Origin of the sequence: Streptomyces sp. NPDC046465 (assembly GCF_040646035.1) — a bacterium.
Lineage (GTDB): Bacteria > Actinomycetota > Actinomycetes > Streptomycetales > Streptomycetaceae > Streptomyces.
The window spans coordinates 1-16500 of record NZ_JBEYZK010000042.1; the positions used below are offsets into that span (position 1 = coordinate 1).

Genomic DNA, 16500 nt, shown 5'->3' on the forward strand with positions numbered 1-16500 from the left:
AGCAGGTCTTCGATCTCCTGATGGGCAACGACGTCGCCCCCCGCAAGGAATTCATCACCAGCTCCGCAGCCACCCTCGACCGCTCACGCATCGACATGTGAGACCACCACGGGGCCACGGGGCCACAGGGCCACAGGGCCACAGGGCCCCGTGGTCTCAATGGTCCGCCGCGCCGAACCACTTGGGCAGCTGAGCGAACAGCTCCCGCTGGTCGTCACCGGCCCACGCCACATGCCCGTCCGGGCGCAACAGCACGGCGGGGGCGTCGAGTTCCTCGCTGACGTCGACGACGTGGTCGACCCGGTCCGCCCAGCCCCCCACCGAGAGCCGCCCCGTCTGGTCGAGGAGCAGGCCGCGGCCCGCGTGCGTCAGTTCGTAGAGGCGGCCCCGCTGCTTCAGTCGAACGTCGCGCAGCCGCCTGCCGAGCAGCTCGTGGCCCTCGCCGAAGTCGTACCGGATCTCCACAGCGGTGATCATGCCGGTCACGTACCGGTTGACCTCCTCGAAGTCCATGAGCTTCGAGAACAGTTCGCGCAGCGCGGCCGGGCCCGCGCCGTCGCCAAGGAGCGTGATCTGCGCGCGGGTGTTCTCAAGCACGGCGGCGCCCACCGGGTGCCGTTCGGCGTGGTAGCTGTCCAGGAGCCCGTCCGGCGCCCAGCCGTCGACCGCGGCGGCCAGCTTCCAGCCGAGGTTGAACGCGTCCTGCACGCCGAGGTTGAGGCCCTGTCCGCCGGTCGGCGGGTGGATGTGCGCCGCGTCGCCTGCCAGCAGCACCCGGCCGACCCGGTAGCGCTCGGCCTGCCGGGTGGCGTCGCCGAAGCGGGACAGCCAGCGCGGCGCGTGCGCGCCGAAATCGGTGCCCGCGACCGCCCGCAGCCGCGCCGAGAACTCCTCGACGGTCGGCTCCGCACGGTCCTCGGCCACCCCGTCGGCGGGCACGACGACGCGGTACATCCCCTCCCCGAGAGGCGTTGCCCCGAACCGCAGTTGGGTCTTGCGGACCTCCTCGACGACGGCGGCGATGGTCGCCGGGTCCTCGGTCATGGCCATCTCGCCGAGCAGCGTCTCGACCGTGGCGAGCTCGCCGGGGAAGTCGACGCCGAGCTGCTTGCGCACCGTGCTGCGGCCGCCGTCGCACCCGACGAGGTAGCGCGAACGCAGCTGCGTGCCGTCCGCGAGTTCGACGGTCACCGCGTCCTCGTCCTGGCGCACCGCGACCACGTCGCAGCCCCGCCGGATCTCCGCACCGACTTCGAGGACGTACTCGTTGAGGAGCTGCTCGGTGAGGGGCTGCGGGGTGGCGACCCCGTACGGGTGCGCGGTGTCCAGGCCGTCCGGCCACGGTTTCATGATGCCGCCGAAGAGACCGCCGACCTTGAACTTCTCACTCACCGCGAGGAACCGGCCGAGGAGGCCGCGCTGGTCCATCATCTCGACGCTGCGCGCGTGCAGCCCCTGGCCGCGGGACTGCTGGGTCTGCTCGGTCAGCTTCTCGAGGACGACCACCTGGACGCCGTGCAGCCGCAGTTCACCGGCCAGCATCAAGCCGGTCGGTCCGCCACCGACCACGATCACGTCAATCATCACAACGCCCATTCAGCAACGCCCGTTCAACGGGACAGGATTGGAGTCGATCATTCTGCGGCACCGACCGGATCTTGTCGTACCGGGGTCGTATCAGGGGCGTACCAGGGACGTACCAGGGGCGTACTAGGGTCGGCGTTCATGCAGAACACGGAGATCGTTGGCCGCCGGACGGCGGAACGCAGGCGGGACACGCTGGACCGGCTCGGTACGGAGCGCGACGTATGGGTGTCGACGGCCCATCCGGAGCGCGGGCCGCACCAGGTGCCGCTGTGGTTCCTGTGGGAGGGGCGGGCGGTGTGGCTGTGCACCGCCGCCGCCTCCCTGACCGCCCGGAACGCCCGCGAGGAGCCGCGCGTGCGCCTTGCGCTGCCGGACACCTCCGATGTGGTGCTCCTCCAGGGGGAGGCGGAGTGCTTCCCCGCCGACGAGGTGCCCCCGGCGGCGGCGCAGGCGTTCGCCGACAAGTTCGGCTGGGATCCGCGCAAGGCGGAGGAGCCGTATCTGTATCTGTGCGTGGTGCCGAGGACCGTACGGGCCTGGCGCGGCGAGCCGGAGCTGCGCGGCAGGGTCATCATGCGCGACGGGGCGTGGGTGGAGTAGCGCCCTCTACGGGGGCGCCCGAGGGCGCGGAAATGCCGGTGTCGGCCGGGCGCGCCCGACGTAGCATGCGCAGCGATGACGACCTTGAACGACGACGACAGCGCCCTGCGGCCCTACCGCATCGACATACCCCAGGCGGATCTGGACGACCTCCACGCGCGGCTCGACCGCACGCGCTGGCCCGACCAGCTGCCCGGCGTCGGCTGGGCGTACGGCATTCCGCGCGACTACCTCGAAGAGCTCGTGCACTACTGGCGGCACGCGTACGACTGGCGGGCCGCGGAAGCCGCGCTCAACGAATGGCCGCAGTTCACCACCACGATCGACGGCGCGAACATCCACTTCGCCCACGTCCGGTCCCCCGAACCGGACGCGACGCCGCTCCTCATGACCCATGGCTGGCCCGGCTCGATCGTCGAGTTCGCCGACGTCGTCGGCCCGCTGACCGACCCGCGGGCGCACGGCGGCGATCCGGCCGACGCCTTCCACCTGGTGCTGCCCGGCATCCCCGGGTTCGGCCTCTCCGGCCCGACCCGGGAGACCGGCTGGGAGTTCCGGCGCGTCGCGCTCGCCTCCGCCGAGCTCATGGCACGGCTGGGCTACGAGCGGTACGGGGTGCAGGGCGGCGACTGGGGTGCGGGCATCTCGCGCGAGCACGGCCGGCTGCGGCCGGACCACGTCATCGGCGTACATCTGAACCTGCTGCCGAACTCGGCGCAGACCCACGAGCCGGACGCGCGGGAACTGGCCGCGCTCGACGCGCGGGAGCGCGAGCGGACGCTCGCCTCCTGGGAGCGGATGCGGGCGTGGAGCCGGGACCGGCAGGGGTACGCCGGCATCCAGACCACCCGCCCGCAGACCCTCGCGTACGGCCTGACGGACTCACCGGTGGGCCAACTCGCGTGGATCGCCGAGAAGTTCAAGGAGTGGACCGACTCCGAGGACCGCCCGGAGGACGCCGTCGACCGGGACCAGATGCTCACGAACGTGATGCTGTACTGGCTGACCGGCACGGCGGGCTCGTCCGCCCGGATCTACTACGAGCGGGCGCAGGCCGCCTATACCGGCAACCCGCCCGCGCCGTCACCGGCCCCGACCGCGCTGGCCGACTTCCCCCGCGACAACTTCGTCCCGCTGCGCCACATCGCGGACCGCACCAACAACATCGTGCAGTGGACGACGTACGACCGGGGCGGTCACTTCGCAGCGATGGAGCAGCCGGACCTGCTGGTGGCCGACGTACGCAGGTTCTTCCGCACGCTCCGTACGCTCCGTACGCGCGACTGACGCGCCTCAGGAGACGCGTCTCAGGACGTCTCGACGTCTCAGGAACGGGGGTCGTCGTCGCGCGCCGCGCGCTTCTCCGCCTGCTCGGCGTGCTTCTCCTTGATGCGCACGGTCTCCTTGCGGACCTCGGCCTGGGTGGCGCGCTCCTGGCGCAGCCAGCCGGGCTGCTCCTCCTTCAGGGCGTCGATCTGCTCCGTGGTGAGAGCTTCGGTCACTCCGCCGCGCGCGAGGCCCGCGATGGAGATCCCGAGCTTGGCCGCGACCACGGGGCGGGGGTGGGGGCCGTTGCGCCGCAGTTCCTGCAGCCACTCGGGCGGGTCGGTCTGCAGCGTGTTGAGCTCGCTGCGCGAGACGACACCCTCCTGGAACTCGGCGGGCGTGGCCTCGAGGTACACACCCAGTTTCTTCGCCGCGGTCGCGGGCTTCATGGTCTGGGTGGTCTGGTGCGACGTCATGGGTCCAGGGTATCGAGCATGTGCGCTACTCCTGACCACGCCGGGTAGCCTGGCGAGGTGACAGGCTCGGAAAGCTCCCCGTCGTTCCGGCTCGCCTACGTCCCCGGAGTGACACCCGCCAAATGGGTGAGGATCTGGAACGAGCGGCTGCCCGACATCCCACTGACCCTCCTCCCGGTCGCCGCCGACGAGGCGCCCGGCGTGCTGCGCGCGGGCGGCGCCGACGCCGGTTTCGTGCGGCTGCCCATCGACCGTACGGACCTCAGCGCGATCCCCCTCTACACCGAGACCACCGTCGTCGTGGCCCCCAAGGACCACGTCGTGACCGCGGTCGACGAGGTGTCCTGCGAGGACCTGGCCGACGAGATCGTCTTCCACCCGCTCGACGAGACCCTGGAGTGGGAGCGGCGGCCCGGTCTGCCCGCGCTCGAGCGTCCCGCCACGACCGAGGAAGCCGTCGAGCTCGTCGCGGCGGGCGTGGGCCTCCTCGTGGTCCCGCAGTCGCTCGCGCGCCTGCACCACCGCAAGGACCTCACCTACCGCACGGTGACGGACGCCCCGGAGTCACGCGTGGCCCTGTCGTGGCCGGAGGACGGGACCACCGACCTGGTCGAGGACTTCATCGGGATCGTCCGCGGCCGGACGGTCAACAGCTCGCGGGGCCGCGAACGGACCCCGGCGCAGGACCGGACGAAGGACCAGACGAAGGACCAGACCAAGGCCAAGGCAGCCTCCCAGGCGAAGCGGAAGCCCGCGACCGCCAAGTCCGGCGGCAAGCCGCAGCGTGGCGGTGCCGCCCGGCCCAAGGCCACCAAGCGCGGCAAGCCGCGGCGCCGCTCATAACGCATGGCTACACTCAAGGGGCCTCCCGCCATATCGGCGGGAGGCCCCTTCGCTGTCTACCGGGCTACCGGGCTACCGGGTCACCCGAAGCGTCAGCCCAGGATCGAGAGCGCCTGGTTGAGCGTCGCGGACGGACGCATGACCGCGGAGGCCTTGGCGGCGTCCGGCTGGTAGTAGCCGCCGATGTCGGCCGGGGAGCCCTGCACCGCGATGAGCTCGTCGACGATGGTCTGCTCCTGCTCGGTCAGCGTCTTGGCCAGGGCCGCGAACGCCTCCGCGAGCTGCGTGTCGTCGGTCTGCTTGGCCAGCTCCTGCGCCCAGTACAGGCCGAGGTAGAAGTGGCTGCCGCGGTTGTCGATGCCACCGAGGCGACGGCTCGGCGACTTGTCGTTCTCCAGGAACGTCGCCGTGGCGCGGTCCAGGGTGTCGGCGAGGATCTGGGCGCGCGCGTTGCCCGTGGTGGTGGCGAGGTGCTCGAAGCTCACCGCGAGGGCGAGGAACTCACCCAGGCTGTCCCAGCGCAGGTAGTTCTCCTTGACCAGCTGCTGGACGTGCTTCGGGGCGGAGCCGCCGGCGCCCGTCTCGAAGAGGCCGCCGCCGTTCATCAGTGGGACGACCGACAGCATCTTGGCGCTGGTGCCCAGCTCCAGGATCGGGAACAGGTCGGTGAGGTAGTCGCGCAGCACGTTGCCGGTGACGGAGATGGTGTCCTCGCCGCGGCGGATGCGCTCCAGGGAGAACGCGGTGGCGTCGACCGGCGACATGACCCGGATGTCCAGGCCCTCGGTGTCGTGGTCGGCGAGGTACTGCTCGACCTTGCCGATGAGCACGGCGTCGTGGGCGCGGCTCTCGTCCAGCCAGAAGACGGCCGGGTTGCCGGTGGCGCGGGCACGGGTGACGGCGAGCTTCACCCAGTCCTGGATCGGCAGGTCCTTGGTCTGGCACATGCGGAAGATGTCACCGGCGGCGACGGCCTGCTCGAGGACGACGTTGCCGGCGCCGTCGAGGACCCGGACGTTGCCCGTGGTCGGGATCTCGAAGGTCTTGTCGTGGCTGCCGTACTCCTCGGCCTTCTGCGCCATCAGGCCGACGTTCGGGACCGAGCCCATCGTCGACGGGTCGAAGGCGCCGTTGGCGCGGCAGTCGTCGAGGACGACCTGGTAGACGCCGGAGTAGCTGCTGTCCGGCAGGACCGCGAGGGTGTCGTGCTCCCCGCCGTCCGGGCCCCACATGTGGCCGGAGGTGCGGATCATGGCCGGCATGGAGGCGTCGACGATGACGTCGCTCGGGACGTGCAGGTTCGAGATGCCCTTGTCGGAGTCGACCATGGCGAGCTCGGGGCCCTCGGCCAGCTCGGCCTCGAAGGACGCCTTGATCTTCTCGCCCTCGGGGAGCGACTCCAGGCCCTTGAAGATGCCGCCCAGACCGTCGTTCGGGGTCAGCCCCGCGGCAGCGAGGACGTTACCGTGCGCGGCGAAGGTCTTCGGGAAGAAGGCGCGGACCACGTGGCCGAAGACGATCGGGTCGGAGACCTTCATCATCGTGGCCTTGAGGTGCACGGAGAAGAGGATGCCCTCGGCCTTGGCGCGGGCGACCTGCTCCCCCAGGAACTCGCGCAGCGCGGCGACGCGCATCACGGAGGCGTCGACGACCTCACCGGCGAGAACCGGTACGGACTCGCGCAGGACCGTGGTGGAGCCGTCGTCACCGGTGAGCTCGATGCGCAGCGAACCGGCGTCGGAGATCACGGCGGACTTCTCGGTGGAGCGGAAGTCGTTGTCGCCCATGGTGGCGACGTTCGTCTTCGAGTCGGCCGTCCAGGCGCCCATGCGGTGCGGGTGGGCCTTGGCGTAGTTCTTGACCGACGCGGGGGCGCGGCGGTCGGAGTTGCCCTCGCGCAGGACCGGGTTGACGGCGCTGCCCTTGACCTTGTCGTAGCGGGCGCGGATGTCGCGCTCCTCGTCGGTCTTCGGGTCGTCCGGGTAGTCGGGGAGCGCGTAGCCCTGGCCCTGCAGCTCGGCGACCGCGGCCTTGAGCTGCGGGATCGAGGCCGAGATGTTGGGCAGCTTGATGATGTTCGCGCCGGGCGTCTTGGCGAGCTCGCCGAGCTCGGCGAGGGCGTCCTTGATGCGCTGGCCCTCCTCGAGACGCTCCGGGAAGCTCGCGATGATCCGCCCCGCGAGCGAGATGTCACGGGTCTCCACGCTGACTCCGGCGGTCGAGGCGTAGGCCTGGATCACCGGCAAGAACGAGTGGGTCGCCAGGGCCGGCGCCTCGTCAGTGTGGGTGTAGATGATGGTCGAGTCAGTCACCGGGTGCTCCGCTCCGCGTCTGCAACATTGCTCGACATCAAGATATCTCCTACCTCCCCCGGCGCGGACAGGGCCCTCGGGCCCCCAATCTTCGTAGACACTGTCTACGCAATGTAGTAGACAGTGTCTATGAGCGAACAGAGCGTGGACGAGCAGGACGTCGGGCTGCGGGCCCGGCTTGTGGATGTGGGCGTGGAGCTCCTTGCGGCGCAGGGCGTGCAGGCGCTGACGCTGCGGGAGATCGCCCGCAGGGCCGGGGTCTCGCACGGGGCGCCCCGGCGCTACTTCCCCACGCATGTGGCGCTGCTCTCCGCCATCGCCCGGCGCGGCTTCGCCGAGCTGGCGGCCGAGACGGAGAAGGCGTCGGGGGCCGCGGGGAACGGAGCGGAGGATGGAGCCGAGGACGGAGCCGAGAACGGAGCAGATCAGGACGCGCGTACGCGGTTGAAGGCGCTGAGCCGCGCGTACCTCGGGTTCGCCGCGGCGCACCGCGGCATGTTCGAGCTGATGTTCCGCCACGACCTGCTCGAGAGCAATCAGCTCGGCCTGCGGGAGACCAGCCTGCCGCTCTTCGACGTCCTGGTCGGACTCGTCGCAGAGGCCCGCCCCGGCACCGCCACCGGTACGGGCACGGGAGCCCGGGTGGCCGCGGGTGCGCTGTGGGCGAACCTGCACGGGATCGCGCAGCTGTGGGGGTGGGGCAGCCTGCGTCTCGCCTCGGGCGCGGACGACGTGGAGGCGCTGATCGACGCCGCCCTTGAGGCGCACCTCGGGCCGGCGATCACGTGATCCACCGCAACCTCACCCTCGCCTGCAGCGTCGTCGGAGCCATGGTCGTCGCGCTGGACGGCACCGTACTGACCGTCGTCCAGCCCGCTCTGCGCCGCGATCTGGACGCTTCCTTCGCCCAGGTGCAGTGGACCAGCACCGGATATCTGATCGCCGTGGCGAGCCTGCTCGTCTTCGCCGGGCGGCTCGGCGATCGGTACGGGCACCGGCGGCTCTTCGCCGTCGGCACGCTCGGCTTCGCGGTCGCCTCCGCGGGGGTCGCTCTCGCCCCCGGCGTCGGTTCGGTGATCGCTCTGCGCGTCGCCCAAGGGGTCTTCGGGGCGCTGTTGCAGCCCGCCACGCTCGGCATGCTCCGGGCCGCTTTCCCGCCCGACGAGCTCGGCATGCCGATCGCGCTGCGGACGAGCGCGATCGGCCTCGCGGCCGCCGCGGGGCCGGTCCTGGGCGGGGCGCTCGCCACCCACCTGGGCTGGCGCTCCGTGTTCGTCCTCAGCGTCGTGCCCGCGCTCGTGATCGGCGTACTGGCGCTGGTGGTGCGTGTGCCGGTCCCGCGCAGGGAAGGTCCGGCGCCCGGACTCGACCTGCCCGGTGCCGGGCTGCTCGCGGTCGCGCTTGCCTTCCTCGTGCACACGCTGGTCGGCGTCCCGGAGAGCGGCTGGACGACGGCCACCGCCGCGGGATCCGTGGTGGCGGTGGCCGCGGGCGGCGCGTTCGTCCGGCACGAACGGCGGACGGCGCGGCCGCTGGTGCCGCCCCGGCTGCTCCGCTCGGCCGCCGTCGGGCCCGCGCTCGGCGTCCTCGTCGCGGCATCCGCCGCGATGTTCGGGGCGCTCTACGTCGCCACGTACTTCCTCCAGGACGTGCTGGCGCTCGACCCGCTGCACAGCGCGCTGACCTCGCTACCGCTCGCGGTGATGATGGTGGTGGCCGCGCCGCTCTCGGCCGTCCTGCTGCGCCGGGCGGGCCCGCGCCGGACGGTCACCGGGGCCATGGCGGTGCTCGCCCTCGGCGTACTGGCGCTCTCCCGCCTCGACCAGGCGTCGGGGCCGGTGGCGGCCGGTGGCGCGTTCGTCCTCGTGGGGGCGGGGTTCGGGACGGTGATGGTCGCGGCCACGGCTGTCGTCGTACGCCATGCCCCGGTGGCCGACGCCGGGGTGGCCGGCGGCCTCCAGCAGACGGCGATGAACGTGGGCCCGACCCTGGGCATCGCCCTGGCGACGACGCTGATGACCACGCTCGCCTCCCCTGCGACTGACGGTCCGCGCGGCCCCGACGACGCGTTCCTCTCGGCGATGACCCCGACGCTGACGATCCTGACCGCGGTGGCGGCACTCGGCACCCTGCTGGCGACGCGGACACCGCCACTCATCCCTAACCCGAAGCCGAACCCGAAGCCACAGCCGAACCCGGCCCCGGGCTCAGCATCGCGTCCACCATCCCCTCGCTGACGCAGCCGAGGCTCGTGCCGCCGTGGAACCAGAGGCCGTCCGCGCGTCCGGCGACGGGACGCCACGCGATTCTGCCGCAGCAGGTCGGCGACGGTGATCCGGCGTCCGTCGTTGCCGGCGACACCCGCGCGGGTGGTCGTGCGGGCGGCCGTGCGGGCCGCCGCTCACCTCGGCGATGACGCCGCCGGTCGCGCCGGTGGCGTGGATCGCGTCGACGTGGTGCTGGAGGGCGCGTTGCCGCCGGGAGGGGGCGGGAGTGGCGGAGGCGGCGGAGGCAGGGGCGGCTCCCAAGAGCGCTGCCGCCGTGGCTGCGAGCCCCGTGCGCCTGCTGATCCGCGTCATCGGGAACTCTCCGGCTTCGCACACGTGCGGTCCGCCGCGGGCAGCTTCCCGTCGCGCAGGTAGGTGTTGACGGTGCGGTCGGCGCACGGGACGGGGGTGAGCCCCTCGATGCCGCGACCGTAGACGCCGTGCGAGCGGATGTCCGCCGTCACCAGACGGGACCCGGTGAGCTTCGCGTGCAGGGCGAGGGCGCCCTCGTAGGGGACGTTGTTGTCGTAGCGGGCCTGGAGCATCAGGACCGGCACGTCGTTGCCGATCCTCGTACCGGCCTCGCGCGGCTCGCCCCGCCAGAACGCGCACGGCGCGATCATCCCGTTGACGTAGGGCCCGAACACCGGCTGGGTGGCCCGGCTGCGCTGCATGTTCTTCCAGTACGTCGCCGGGTTCTTCGGCCAGCCGCCCGCGGGCCACCCCCCGTCGCCGCACATGAAGATCGCGCCGCCCACCATGCTGTCCGTCACCTCGGGCGAGGAGAGGAACTCCAGCATCGCGGCGAGCGCGGGCCCCGGCTCGACCTCCTCGCCCGCGGCGGCCTTCTTCATGTCGGCCACGACACTGATCAGTTGCGGGTCGTTCTCCTCGTGCTGAATGAGCTGCTTGAGGATCATCCGCAGCACGGGAGCGTTGAGGCGCTGCCCCTTGACGGCGATGGGGTGCCGTTCGGCCTGTGCGAGCAACGCCCGTACGTCCGCGCCCACTTGACCGTCGAGGCCGTCGAGCGCGGCTTCCGCAGGCGCACCCGACTGCTGGAACAGTTCGTACTGCGTGGCCGCCGGATCCGTCGAGGAGTCAAGGACGATCCGGTCCGTTCGCCGCGGGAAGAGCTGGGTGAAGACGGCACCCAGGTCGGCGCCGTACGACGTGCCGTAGTACGACAGCTTGCGTTCGCCGAGTGCCGCACGGATCGCGTCCATGTCGCGGGCGACGTTCCTCGTCGACACGTGCGGGAGCAACGCGGCGTTGCCACCGTGCTCCTGGCACCGGCGCGCCGTGTCACGTGCCGACCGCACCGAGTCCTCGAAGTCGCCGCGCGGAGTGGTGGCCGGTCCTGGCGGCGTGGGCCGGGGGGCCTTGCCGCACGTGAGGGGCGTGCTCTCGCCGAGGAAGCGGGGGTCGAAGCCGATCAGGTCGTAGCGGTCCGCCGCGTCCTTCAGCGCGGGCCGCAGGGACAGGGTGGTGGCGATCCCCGTGCCGCCGGGGCCGCCCGGGTTGGAGAGCAGGATCCCGCGCCGCTCCCCCGGCGACTTGGCCCTGACGCGGGAGACGGCGATCTTGATCGTACGGCCGCCGGGGTCCGCGTAATCAAGGGGCACCGGCACCTTCGCGCACTGCGCGCCCGCCGCGTTCAGCTCCTTCTGGCCGGCGGAGCAGCGGCCCCAATCGACCGCCTGGTGTGGCCTGTCGGGGGACGCGGGCCGGTCCGCGGCGGCCACCGAGCCCCCGAGCAACCCGACAAGGCCCAGACCCGCGGTGACTGCTGACAGGACGCGCATGGTGCTCCTCGTTTCGACGGTCCCCGGTCCGGTCAGGTCCGGTCGCCCGGCCTGCGGGGTGATCACCACGCTAGGAAGGTCCACGCCGCCGGACCATCGGGCTGGCGGGCCGAACACCCTTGGGGCCAGCCCCCGTACGCGGCCTCCGGTTCTCCGGAGAAGCACGCCTTGACCTGGAGTCCACTCCAGCTCCTACTGTCGTTTCCGATCACGGGGAAGATCCCGGATCGCACGGAACAACCCCAGGGGGTACCAGCATGACCAGCCTTCCCACGCGCCGTCTCGGCGCGCTGACCGTCTCGGCGCAGGGCCTCGGCTGCATGGGGATGAGCCACGGTTACGGCACGTCGGACGACACGCAGTCGATCGCGACGATCCACCGCGCCCTCGACCTCGGCGTCACCCTGCTCGACACCTCCGACTACTACGGCCACGGCCACAACGAGCAGCTCATCGGCCGCGCGCTCGAAGGCACACGGCGTGAACAGGCCGTCGTCGCCACGAAGTTCGGCTTCGCCAACCGGCTCGGCGAGCCCCCGCTGATCCGGGGCGACGCGGCGTACGTACGCGAGGCCTGCGACGCATCGCTGCGCCGCCTGGGCGTCGACCACATCGACCTGTACTACCAGCACCGGGTGGACAGGACCGTACCGATCGAGGAGACGGTCGGCGCGATGGCGGAGCTCGTCGCGGCCGGGAAGGTGCGCCACATCGGGCTCTCCGAGGCCAGTGCGCGCACCATCCGGCGGGCGCACGCCGTGCATCCGGTCGCCGCGCTGCAGAGCGAGTGGTCCCTGTGGACCAGGGACCTGGAGGCGGAGATCGCGCCGGTCTGCCGTGAGCTCGGCATCGGTCTCGTGCCGTTCTCGCCGCTCGGGCGCGGCTTCCTCACCGGCCGCTACACCTCGCTCGACGGCCTGCAGGAGGACGACGTGCGCCGCAACCAGCCCCGGTTCGCCGACGGCAACCTGGAGCGGAACCTGTCCATCGTGGCGGCCCTGGAGGCGCTGGCCGCCGAGAAGGGCGTCACGGCCGGGCAGCTCGCGCTGGCCTGGGTGCAGCACCGCGGCGACGACGTGGTGCCGATCCCGGGCACGCGCCGCGAGAAGTACCTGGCGGAGAACGTCGGGGCCGTCGCGATCGAGCTGTCCGCCGACGAGCTCGCCGCGATCGACGCGGCGGCGCCCGCGGACGGGGTGGCGGGCACGCGGTACGACGAGCGCAGCCTGGCGGTAGTGGACAGCTAGGCCTGTGTCCTAGCCTCCGCGTAGCCTGCGGGTATGTCCCTTCGCTCCGTCCCCCAGGCTCTGCACCCCGTGCCCCGGGCGCTGGACCATCTCGCCGGGGAGTGGCGCGTCGAGCGCACGGTGCGCGACCTCACGGATGGTTCGGAGGGCCGCTTCACCGGGACGACGCTCTTCTCGCCGCTGCCCGCCCCGGAGGCCGCCGGACTCCTCCACCACGAGTCCGGCACCTTCACCTGGCGCGGCACCGCCCGCCCCGCCGAGCGCACGCTGCGTTTCCTGCCCGGCGAGGCGGCGGGCGCCGTACGCGTGGAGTTCGCCGACGGACGCTTCTTCCACGACCTCGACCTGCGCACGGGCCGCTGGACGACGGAGCACCCCTGCGTGCGCGACCTCTACCGCGGCGAGTTCGAGGTGCTCGACGCCGACCACTGGCGAACCCGGTGGCGGGTCGGCGGCCCTGCCAAGGACCTGCTGCTCGTCACGGAGTACCACCGGCCGGATCGAGCCGGAGGTTCCAGCGGCCGCCGTGCCCGGTGAGGGTGACGGTGGAGAGGGGGCGGATGTCGATGTTCCAGTACGTCGACGGGGGCGCCTTCAGGCCGTAGGTGAGCGCGGCGCGCACCACGGCGGGTTCCGCCACGGCAAGGACGCGGGAGCCGTCGCCCACGGGCCGGGTGTCGAGCCAGCCGCCGATCCGCGAGATGAACCCGAGCAGCGACTCACCGCCGTGCGGCGCCGAGTGCGGGTCGCGCAGCCAGGCGTCGACCGCGGCCGGTTCCCGCGCCGTCACCTCGGCGAGCGTGAGTCCGCGCCAGCGGCCCATGTCGCAGTCCCGCAGGGCGGGCTGGGCGAGCGGGGCGAAGCCGAGCGCGTCGCCGGTGGAGCGGCTGCGCGGGGTGGGCGAGCAGTAGCGCAACTCGGCCACGCCGAGCGGCAGGAGCGCGGGTGCGGCGCGCCGCACGTCGTCCCATCCCGCCCGGTCGAGCTGCCGGTCGTCGTCGAAGCGCTCCGCGAGCAGTGCGGTGCCCCGGGCGGCGGCGATGAGGGTGACGCGTGCGTGCATGCGGTGATCGTCGGGGGCCCGGCGGTGCAGGTCAAGGCTGCCGCGGAGGTGTGCAGCAGCTCACGCACGCCGCCCCTCGCCGCAGGCCACCCGTCCCTCCCCTACTGGTTGCCGCGTCCCATCCAATTCTCCGGGGATTCGAGCCCCTTGAAGCCGAGCTTCTCGTAGACGCCGTGCGCATCGCCGGTGGCGAGCAGCGTACGGCGCACGCCGAAGGCGTCCAGTTCCTCGCAGACCGCGCCGACGAGCGCGGTGCCGAGCCCCTTGCCGCGCGCCTCGGGGGCGACGTACACATCGCAGAGCCACGCGAAGGTGGCCCGGTCGGTCACCACCCGGGCGTACGCGACCTGGGCTCCCGAACTCCCTTCGTACACGCCGAAGTTGAGCGATGCGGCGATCGCCGCGTCCTGCTTCTCCCGGGTGCGGCCGAGCGCCCAGTACGCGTCGGTGGAGAGCCAGTGGTGGACGCGGGCGGCGTCGATGCGGGCGGGGTCGGCGGATATCTCGTAGCCGTCGGGGATCGTGGCGCTGTCGGTCATGGGCACGAGCCTGCCAGCGGCCGTGGAATCGCGTCGAGCGGATTTCACCTGGTGGGACAGGTGTCCACAGCCACCGATGGACGTGTCCCGCTCACCCGAGGACCTCGTCGCAGGCCACCCGCAGCCGCCGTACCCCCTCCGTGATCTCCCCGAGCCCGGCCACCGCCGCGAAGCTCAGGCGGACGTGGCCCGCCGGGGGTTCGGCCGCGAAGTACGGGCGGCCGGGTGCCACGGCCACACCCGCGCGAAGGGCCGCGGAGGCGAACGCCGACTCGTCCGCGCCGTCGGGGAGCCGCAGCCACAGGTTGTAGCCGCCCGCCGGGACGTGCGGCACCGCGAGCTCCGGCAGACGCAGGCGCAGCGCCGCCGTCATCGTGTCCCTGCGCTCCTTCAACTCGCCTGCCACCGCCCGCAGATGGCGCGGCCAGGCCGGGGAGCCCACCAGTTCGAGGGCGGCCTCCTGCAGCGGCCTCGGCACGAAGAAGTGGTCGACGACCTGGATGGCGCGCAGCCGCTCGAGGACCGGCCCGCGGGCCGCGAGCGCGCTGACGCGGAAGCTGGGCGAGGTGGCCTTGGTGAGCGAGCAGACGTGGACGACGACGCCGTCGCGGTCGTCGGACGAGAGCGGGCGCGGCAGCGGTCCCGCGTCCTCGTGGACGAGGCGGCGCACGAAGTCGTCCTCGACGACGAACGCCCCCGCCGCGCGGGCGATCCGCAGGACCTCGGGGCGCCGCTCGGCGGAAAGGACCGCGCCGGTCGGGTTCTGGAACAGCGGCTGGCAGACGAAGACGCGGGCGCCCGTCGCCTCGAAGGCGGCCTCCAAAAGCCCGGGGCGCACCCCGTCGGTGTCCACGGGCACCGGCACCGGGCGCAGCCCCGCCGCACGGGCGATGGCCAGCATGCCCGGATACGTGGGGGACTCGACGAGGACCGGCGCCCCGGGCGGGGCGAGCGCCCGCAGCGCCGTCGTCAGCGCGCTCTGGCCGCCCGCCGTGATCAGCACTTCGGCGGCCGTGATCGCCCCGCCGATCCCCCGCGCGAACCACTCGCGCAGCTCGGGCAGTCCGTCGACCGGGGGCCGCCCCCACGCCCCGGGCCGCCGCCCCGCCCGCGCGAGGGCCGCCGCCATCGCGCGCTCGGGTTGCAGAGCAGGGTCGAGGTAACCGCCGTTGAACTCGATGATGCCCGGCGGCGGTGCGGCGAGGGTGGCGAGGACCCCGGAGGCGTCGACCGAGCGCGGCACCAGCTCCGCGGCGGCGTCGGCGCTCAGCGTCACCTCCTGCCAGGACGTGTCGCCGACGGGCTCGGCGGGCGCGGGCGCCTCGGCGCGGAAGACGCCCGCGCCGGGGCGGGTGACGACCAGCCCTTCGGCGGCCAGCTGCGCCAGGGCCCGTGACACGGTCACCGGGCTCACCCTGAACCGCTCGACCAGGGCCCGGCTCGACGGCAGCTTTCCACCCGGAGAGTAGCGGTTGAGCTCTTCTCGCAGGCTTTTCGCCAGTTCACCGACGCTGCTACTGTCATGCATGACAGCACAGGATAGCGCTACTCGCCCGACCCGGATAGCGGTCCCGGCCCCCGGCACCGCAGCTCCGGCCCCGGAACCGTCCCCCGCGGGCGCGCACCGCACCGGCACCGTGATGGCCGCCCTCGGCGTGACCGCCTTCTCGCTCACCTTCCCCTCCACCGCCTGGGGTCTCGAAGGCATCGGCCCCTGGAGCTTCGTGACCCTGCGCGGCGCGCTCGCCGCCTTCGTCGCGGGCAGCTGTCTGCTCGCCCTGCGCGTCGCCGTCCCGCACCGCAGGCACTGGGCGGGGCTCGCGGTGGTGGGCGCCGGGGTGGTCATCGGCTTCCCGCTGCTCACCACGCTCGCCCTGCAGACCTCGACCACCGCGCACGCGGCCGTGGTCGTGGGCCTGCTCCCCCTGACGACCGCCGTCTTCTCGGTGCTGCGCACCGGGGCGCGCCCCTCGCGCATGTTCTGGGCGGCGGCGCTCGCCGGGGCCGCGGCGGTGATCGCGTTCACCGTGCAGCAGAGCGGCGGCGCCCTGACCACCGCCGACCTCTATCTCTTCGGCGCGCTGCTGATCTGCGCGGCCGGCTACACCGAGGGCGGCCGGCTCGCCCGCGAGATGCCCGGCTGGCAGGTGATCGGCTGGGCGCTCGTCCTGTGCCTGCCGTTCAACGTCGTGGGCGCACTCGCCGCCCTGCCCCACGAGTCCTTCCACCTGACCGGGCACAGCACGGCGGGCCTGCTGTACTCCGCGCTCGGCTCGCAGTTCCTCGGGCTCGTCGTCTGGTACCGGGGGATGGCGGCGATCGGCGTCCCCAAGGCCAGCCAGCTCCAGCTGGCCCAGCCGCTCCTGACCCTTGTCTGGTCGGTGTTCCTGCTGGGCGAGCACCTCACCGTCGCGGCCCCGCTCACCGCGGTCGCCGTCCTCGCCTGCATCGCGGTCACCCAACGGGCCCGCGGTTGACCGGTTGCGCGCCCGACG

Annotated in this window: 15 protein-coding genes; 8 read left to right on the top strand and 7 right to left on the bottom strand. The window is 72.6% G+C overall.

The window, feature by feature from the left end:
- Nucleotides 1–156: 156 nt before the first annotated feature.
- Nucleotides 157–1584 carry a rifampin monooxygenase gene (rox, locus tag ABZ953_RS37485; protein ID WP_361733672.1) on the bottom strand — a complete coding sequence of 476 codons (1428 nt, stop codon included), beginning with the start codon at nt 1582–1584 and terminating at the stop codon, nt 157–159.
- Between the two features lie 141 nt (nt 1585–1725).
- On the opposite strand from rox, the gene ABZ953_RS37490 reads away from it, so the two are divergent.
- Both ABZ953_RS37490 and ABZ953_RS37495 read left to right on the top strand, forming a co-directional pair.
- Nucleotides 1726–2187 carry a pyridoxamine 5'-phosphate oxidase family protein gene (locus ABZ953_RS37490; RefSeq protein ID WP_361733674.1) on the top strand — a complete coding sequence of 154 codons (462 nt, stop codon included), beginning with the start codon at nt 1726–1728 and terminating at the stop codon, nt 2185–2187.
- Between the two features lie 75 nt (nt 2188–2262).
- Nucleotides 2263–3474 (top strand): epoxide hydrolase family protein, encoded by a 1212-nt coding sequence (locus tag ABZ953_RS37495; RefSeq protein WP_361733676.1) that lies wholly within the window; start codon nt 2263–2265, stop codon nt 3472–3474.
- A 38-nt stretch (nt 3475–3512) separates the two neighbouring features.
- Here the strand turns inward: ABZ953_RS37495 and ABZ953_RS37500 are convergent, their stop codons facing one another.
- On the bottom strand, nt 3513–3929 hold the full coding sequence (locus ABZ953_RS37500) for a DUF5997 family protein (protein WP_361733678.1): 417 nt from the start codon (nt 3927–3929) through the stop codon (nt 3513–3515).
- Between the two features lie 57 nt (nt 3930–3986).
- On the opposite strand from ABZ953_RS37500, the gene ABZ953_RS37505 reads away from it, so the two are divergent.
- Nucleotides 3987–4772 carry a LysR substrate-binding domain-containing protein gene (locus ABZ953_RS37505; protein WP_361733680.1) on the top strand — a complete coding sequence of 262 codons (786 nt, stop codon included), beginning with the start codon at nt 3987–3989 and terminating at the stop codon, nt 4770–4772.
- A gap of 92 nt (nt 4773–4864) precedes the next feature.
- On the opposite strand, the gene ABZ953_RS37510 is transcribed toward ABZ953_RS37505, so the two are convergent.
- Nucleotides 4865–7084 (bottom strand): NADP-dependent isocitrate dehydrogenase, encoded by a 2220-nt coding sequence (locus ABZ953_RS37510; protein ID WP_361733682.1) that lies wholly within the window; start codon nt 7082–7084, stop codon nt 4865–4867.
- Nucleotides 7085–7213: 129 nt separating this feature from the next.
- On the opposite strand from ABZ953_RS37510, the gene ABZ953_RS37515 reads away from it, so the two are divergent.
- Together ABZ953_RS37515 and ABZ953_RS37520 are read left to right on the top strand one after the other, a co-directional pair.
- Nucleotides 7214–7873, top strand: a complete 660-nt coding sequence (locus ABZ953_RS37515; RefSeq protein WP_361733684.1) for a TetR/AcrR family transcriptional regulator — start codon at nt 7214–7216, stop codon at nt 7871–7873.
- 41 nt (nt 7874–7914) lie between these two features.
- A complete protein-coding gene (locus ABZ953_RS37520) occupies nt 7915–9321 on the top strand; it encodes an MFS transporter (RefSeq protein WP_361733717.1) in 1407 nt (468 codons plus the stop codon).
- 338 nt (nt 9322–9659) lie between these two features.
- Here the strand turns inward: ABZ953_RS37520 and ABZ953_RS37525 are convergent, their stop codons facing one another.
- On the bottom strand, nt 9660–11156 hold the full coding sequence (locus ABZ953_RS37525) for an alpha/beta hydrolase (RefSeq protein ID WP_361733719.1): 1497 nt from the start codon (nt 11154–11156) through the stop codon (nt 9660–9662).
- A 257-nt stretch (nt 11157–11413) separates the two neighbouring features.
- Between ABZ953_RS37525 and ABZ953_RS37530 the strand changes: the two genes are divergently transcribed.
- Together ABZ953_RS37530 and ABZ953_RS37535 are read left to right on the top strand one after the other, a co-directional pair.
- The gene (locus ABZ953_RS37530; protein WP_361733686.1) at nt 11414–12403 is read left to right on the top strand and encodes an aldo/keto reductase; all 990 of its coding nucleotides are present in this window, start codon (nt 11414–11416) and stop codon (nt 12401–12403) included.
- 33 nt (nt 12404–12436) lie between these two features.
- Nucleotides 12437–12940: a DUF6314 family protein gene (locus ABZ953_RS37535; protein WP_361733688.1), complete on the top strand. Its 504-nt coding sequence runs from the start codon at nt 12437–12439 to the stop codon at nt 12938–12940.
- Here the strand turns inward: ABZ953_RS37535 and ABZ953_RS37540 are convergent.
- The 3 genes from ABZ953_RS37540 to ABZ953_RS37550 form a co-directional block, all read right to left on the bottom strand.
- Nucleotides 12882–13466, bottom strand: coding sequence for a histidine phosphatase family protein (locus ABZ953_RS37540; RefSeq protein WP_361733690.1), 585 nt, complete (start codon nt 13464–13466; stop codon nt 12882–12884). The genes ABZ953_RS37535 and ABZ953_RS37540 overlap by 59 nt on opposite strands.
- A gap of 101 nt (nt 13467–13567) precedes the next feature.
- Nucleotides 13568–14005 (bottom strand): GNAT family N-acetyltransferase, encoded by a 438-nt coding sequence (locus ABZ953_RS37545; protein ID WP_361733692.1) that lies wholly within the window; start codon nt 14003–14005, stop codon nt 13568–13570.
- A 91-nt stretch (nt 14006–14096) separates the two neighbouring features.
- The gene (locus tag ABZ953_RS37550) at nt 14097–15533 is read right to left on the bottom strand and encodes a PLP-dependent aminotransferase family protein (RefSeq protein ID WP_361733694.1); all 1437 of its coding nucleotides are present in this window, start codon (nt 15531–15533) and stop codon (nt 14097–14099) included.
- On the opposite strand from ABZ953_RS37550, the gene ABZ953_RS37555 reads away from it, so the two are divergent.
- Nucleotides 15532–16482, top strand: a complete 951-nt coding sequence (locus ABZ953_RS37555; protein WP_361733695.1) for a DMT family transporter — start codon at nt 15532–15534, stop codon at nt 16480–16482. The genes ABZ953_RS37550 and ABZ953_RS37555 overlap by 2 nt on opposite strands.
- Nucleotides 16483–16500: the final 18 nt, after the last annotated feature.

Bases quoted from the DNA above. Each gene is read 5' to 3' on its own strand.
- rox (WP_361733672.1), bottom strand. From the start codon at position 1,584: ATGATTGACGTGATCGTGGTCGGTGGCGGACCGACCGGCTTGATGCTG.
- ABZ953_RS37490 (WP_361733674.1), top strand. From the start codon at position 1,726: ATGCAGAACACGGAGATCGTTGGCCGCCGGACGGCGGAACGCAGGCGG.
- ABZ953_RS37495 (WP_361733676.1), top strand. From the start codon at position 2,263: ATGACGACCTTGAACGACGACGACAGCGCCCTGCGGCCCTACCGCATC.
- ABZ953_RS37500 (WP_361733678.1), bottom strand. From the start codon at position 3,929: ATGACGTCGCACCAGACCACCCAGACCATGAAGCCCGCGACCGCGGCG.
- ABZ953_RS37515 (WP_361733684.1), top strand. From the start codon at position 7,214: ATGAGCGAACAGAGCGTGGACGAGCAGGACGTCGGGCTGCGGGCCCGG.
- ABZ953_RS37520 (WP_361733717.1), top strand. From the start codon at position 7,915: ATGGTCGTCGCGCTGGACGGCACCGTACTGACCGTCGTCCAGCCCGCT.
- ABZ953_RS37525 (WP_361733719.1), bottom strand. From the start codon at position 11,156: ATGCGCGTCCTGTCAGCAGTCACCGCGGGTCTGGGCCTTGTCGGGTTG.
- ABZ953_RS37530 (WP_361733686.1), top strand. From the start codon at position 11,414: ATGACCAGCCTTCCCACGCGCCGTCTCGGCGCGCTGACCGTCTCGGCG.
- ABZ953_RS37535 (WP_361733688.1), top strand. From the start codon at position 12,437: ATGTCCCTTCGCTCCGTCCCCCAGGCTCTGCACCCCGTGCCCCGGGCG.
- ABZ953_RS37540 (WP_361733690.1), bottom strand. From the start codon at position 13,466: ATGCACGCACGCGTCACCCTCATCGCCGCCGCCCGGGGCACCGCACTG.
- ABZ953_RS37545 (WP_361733692.1), bottom strand. From the start codon at position 14,005: ATGACCGACAGCGCCACGATCCCCGACGGCTACGAGATATCCGCCGAC.
- ABZ953_RS37555 (WP_361733695.1), top strand. From the start codon at position 15,532: ATGACAGCACAGGATAGCGCTACTCGCCCGACCCGGATAGCGGTCCCG.
- ABZ953_RS37550 (WP_361733694.1), bottom strand. From the start codon at position 15,533: ATGCATGACAGTAGCAGCGTCGGTGAACTGGCGAAAAGCCTGCGAGAA.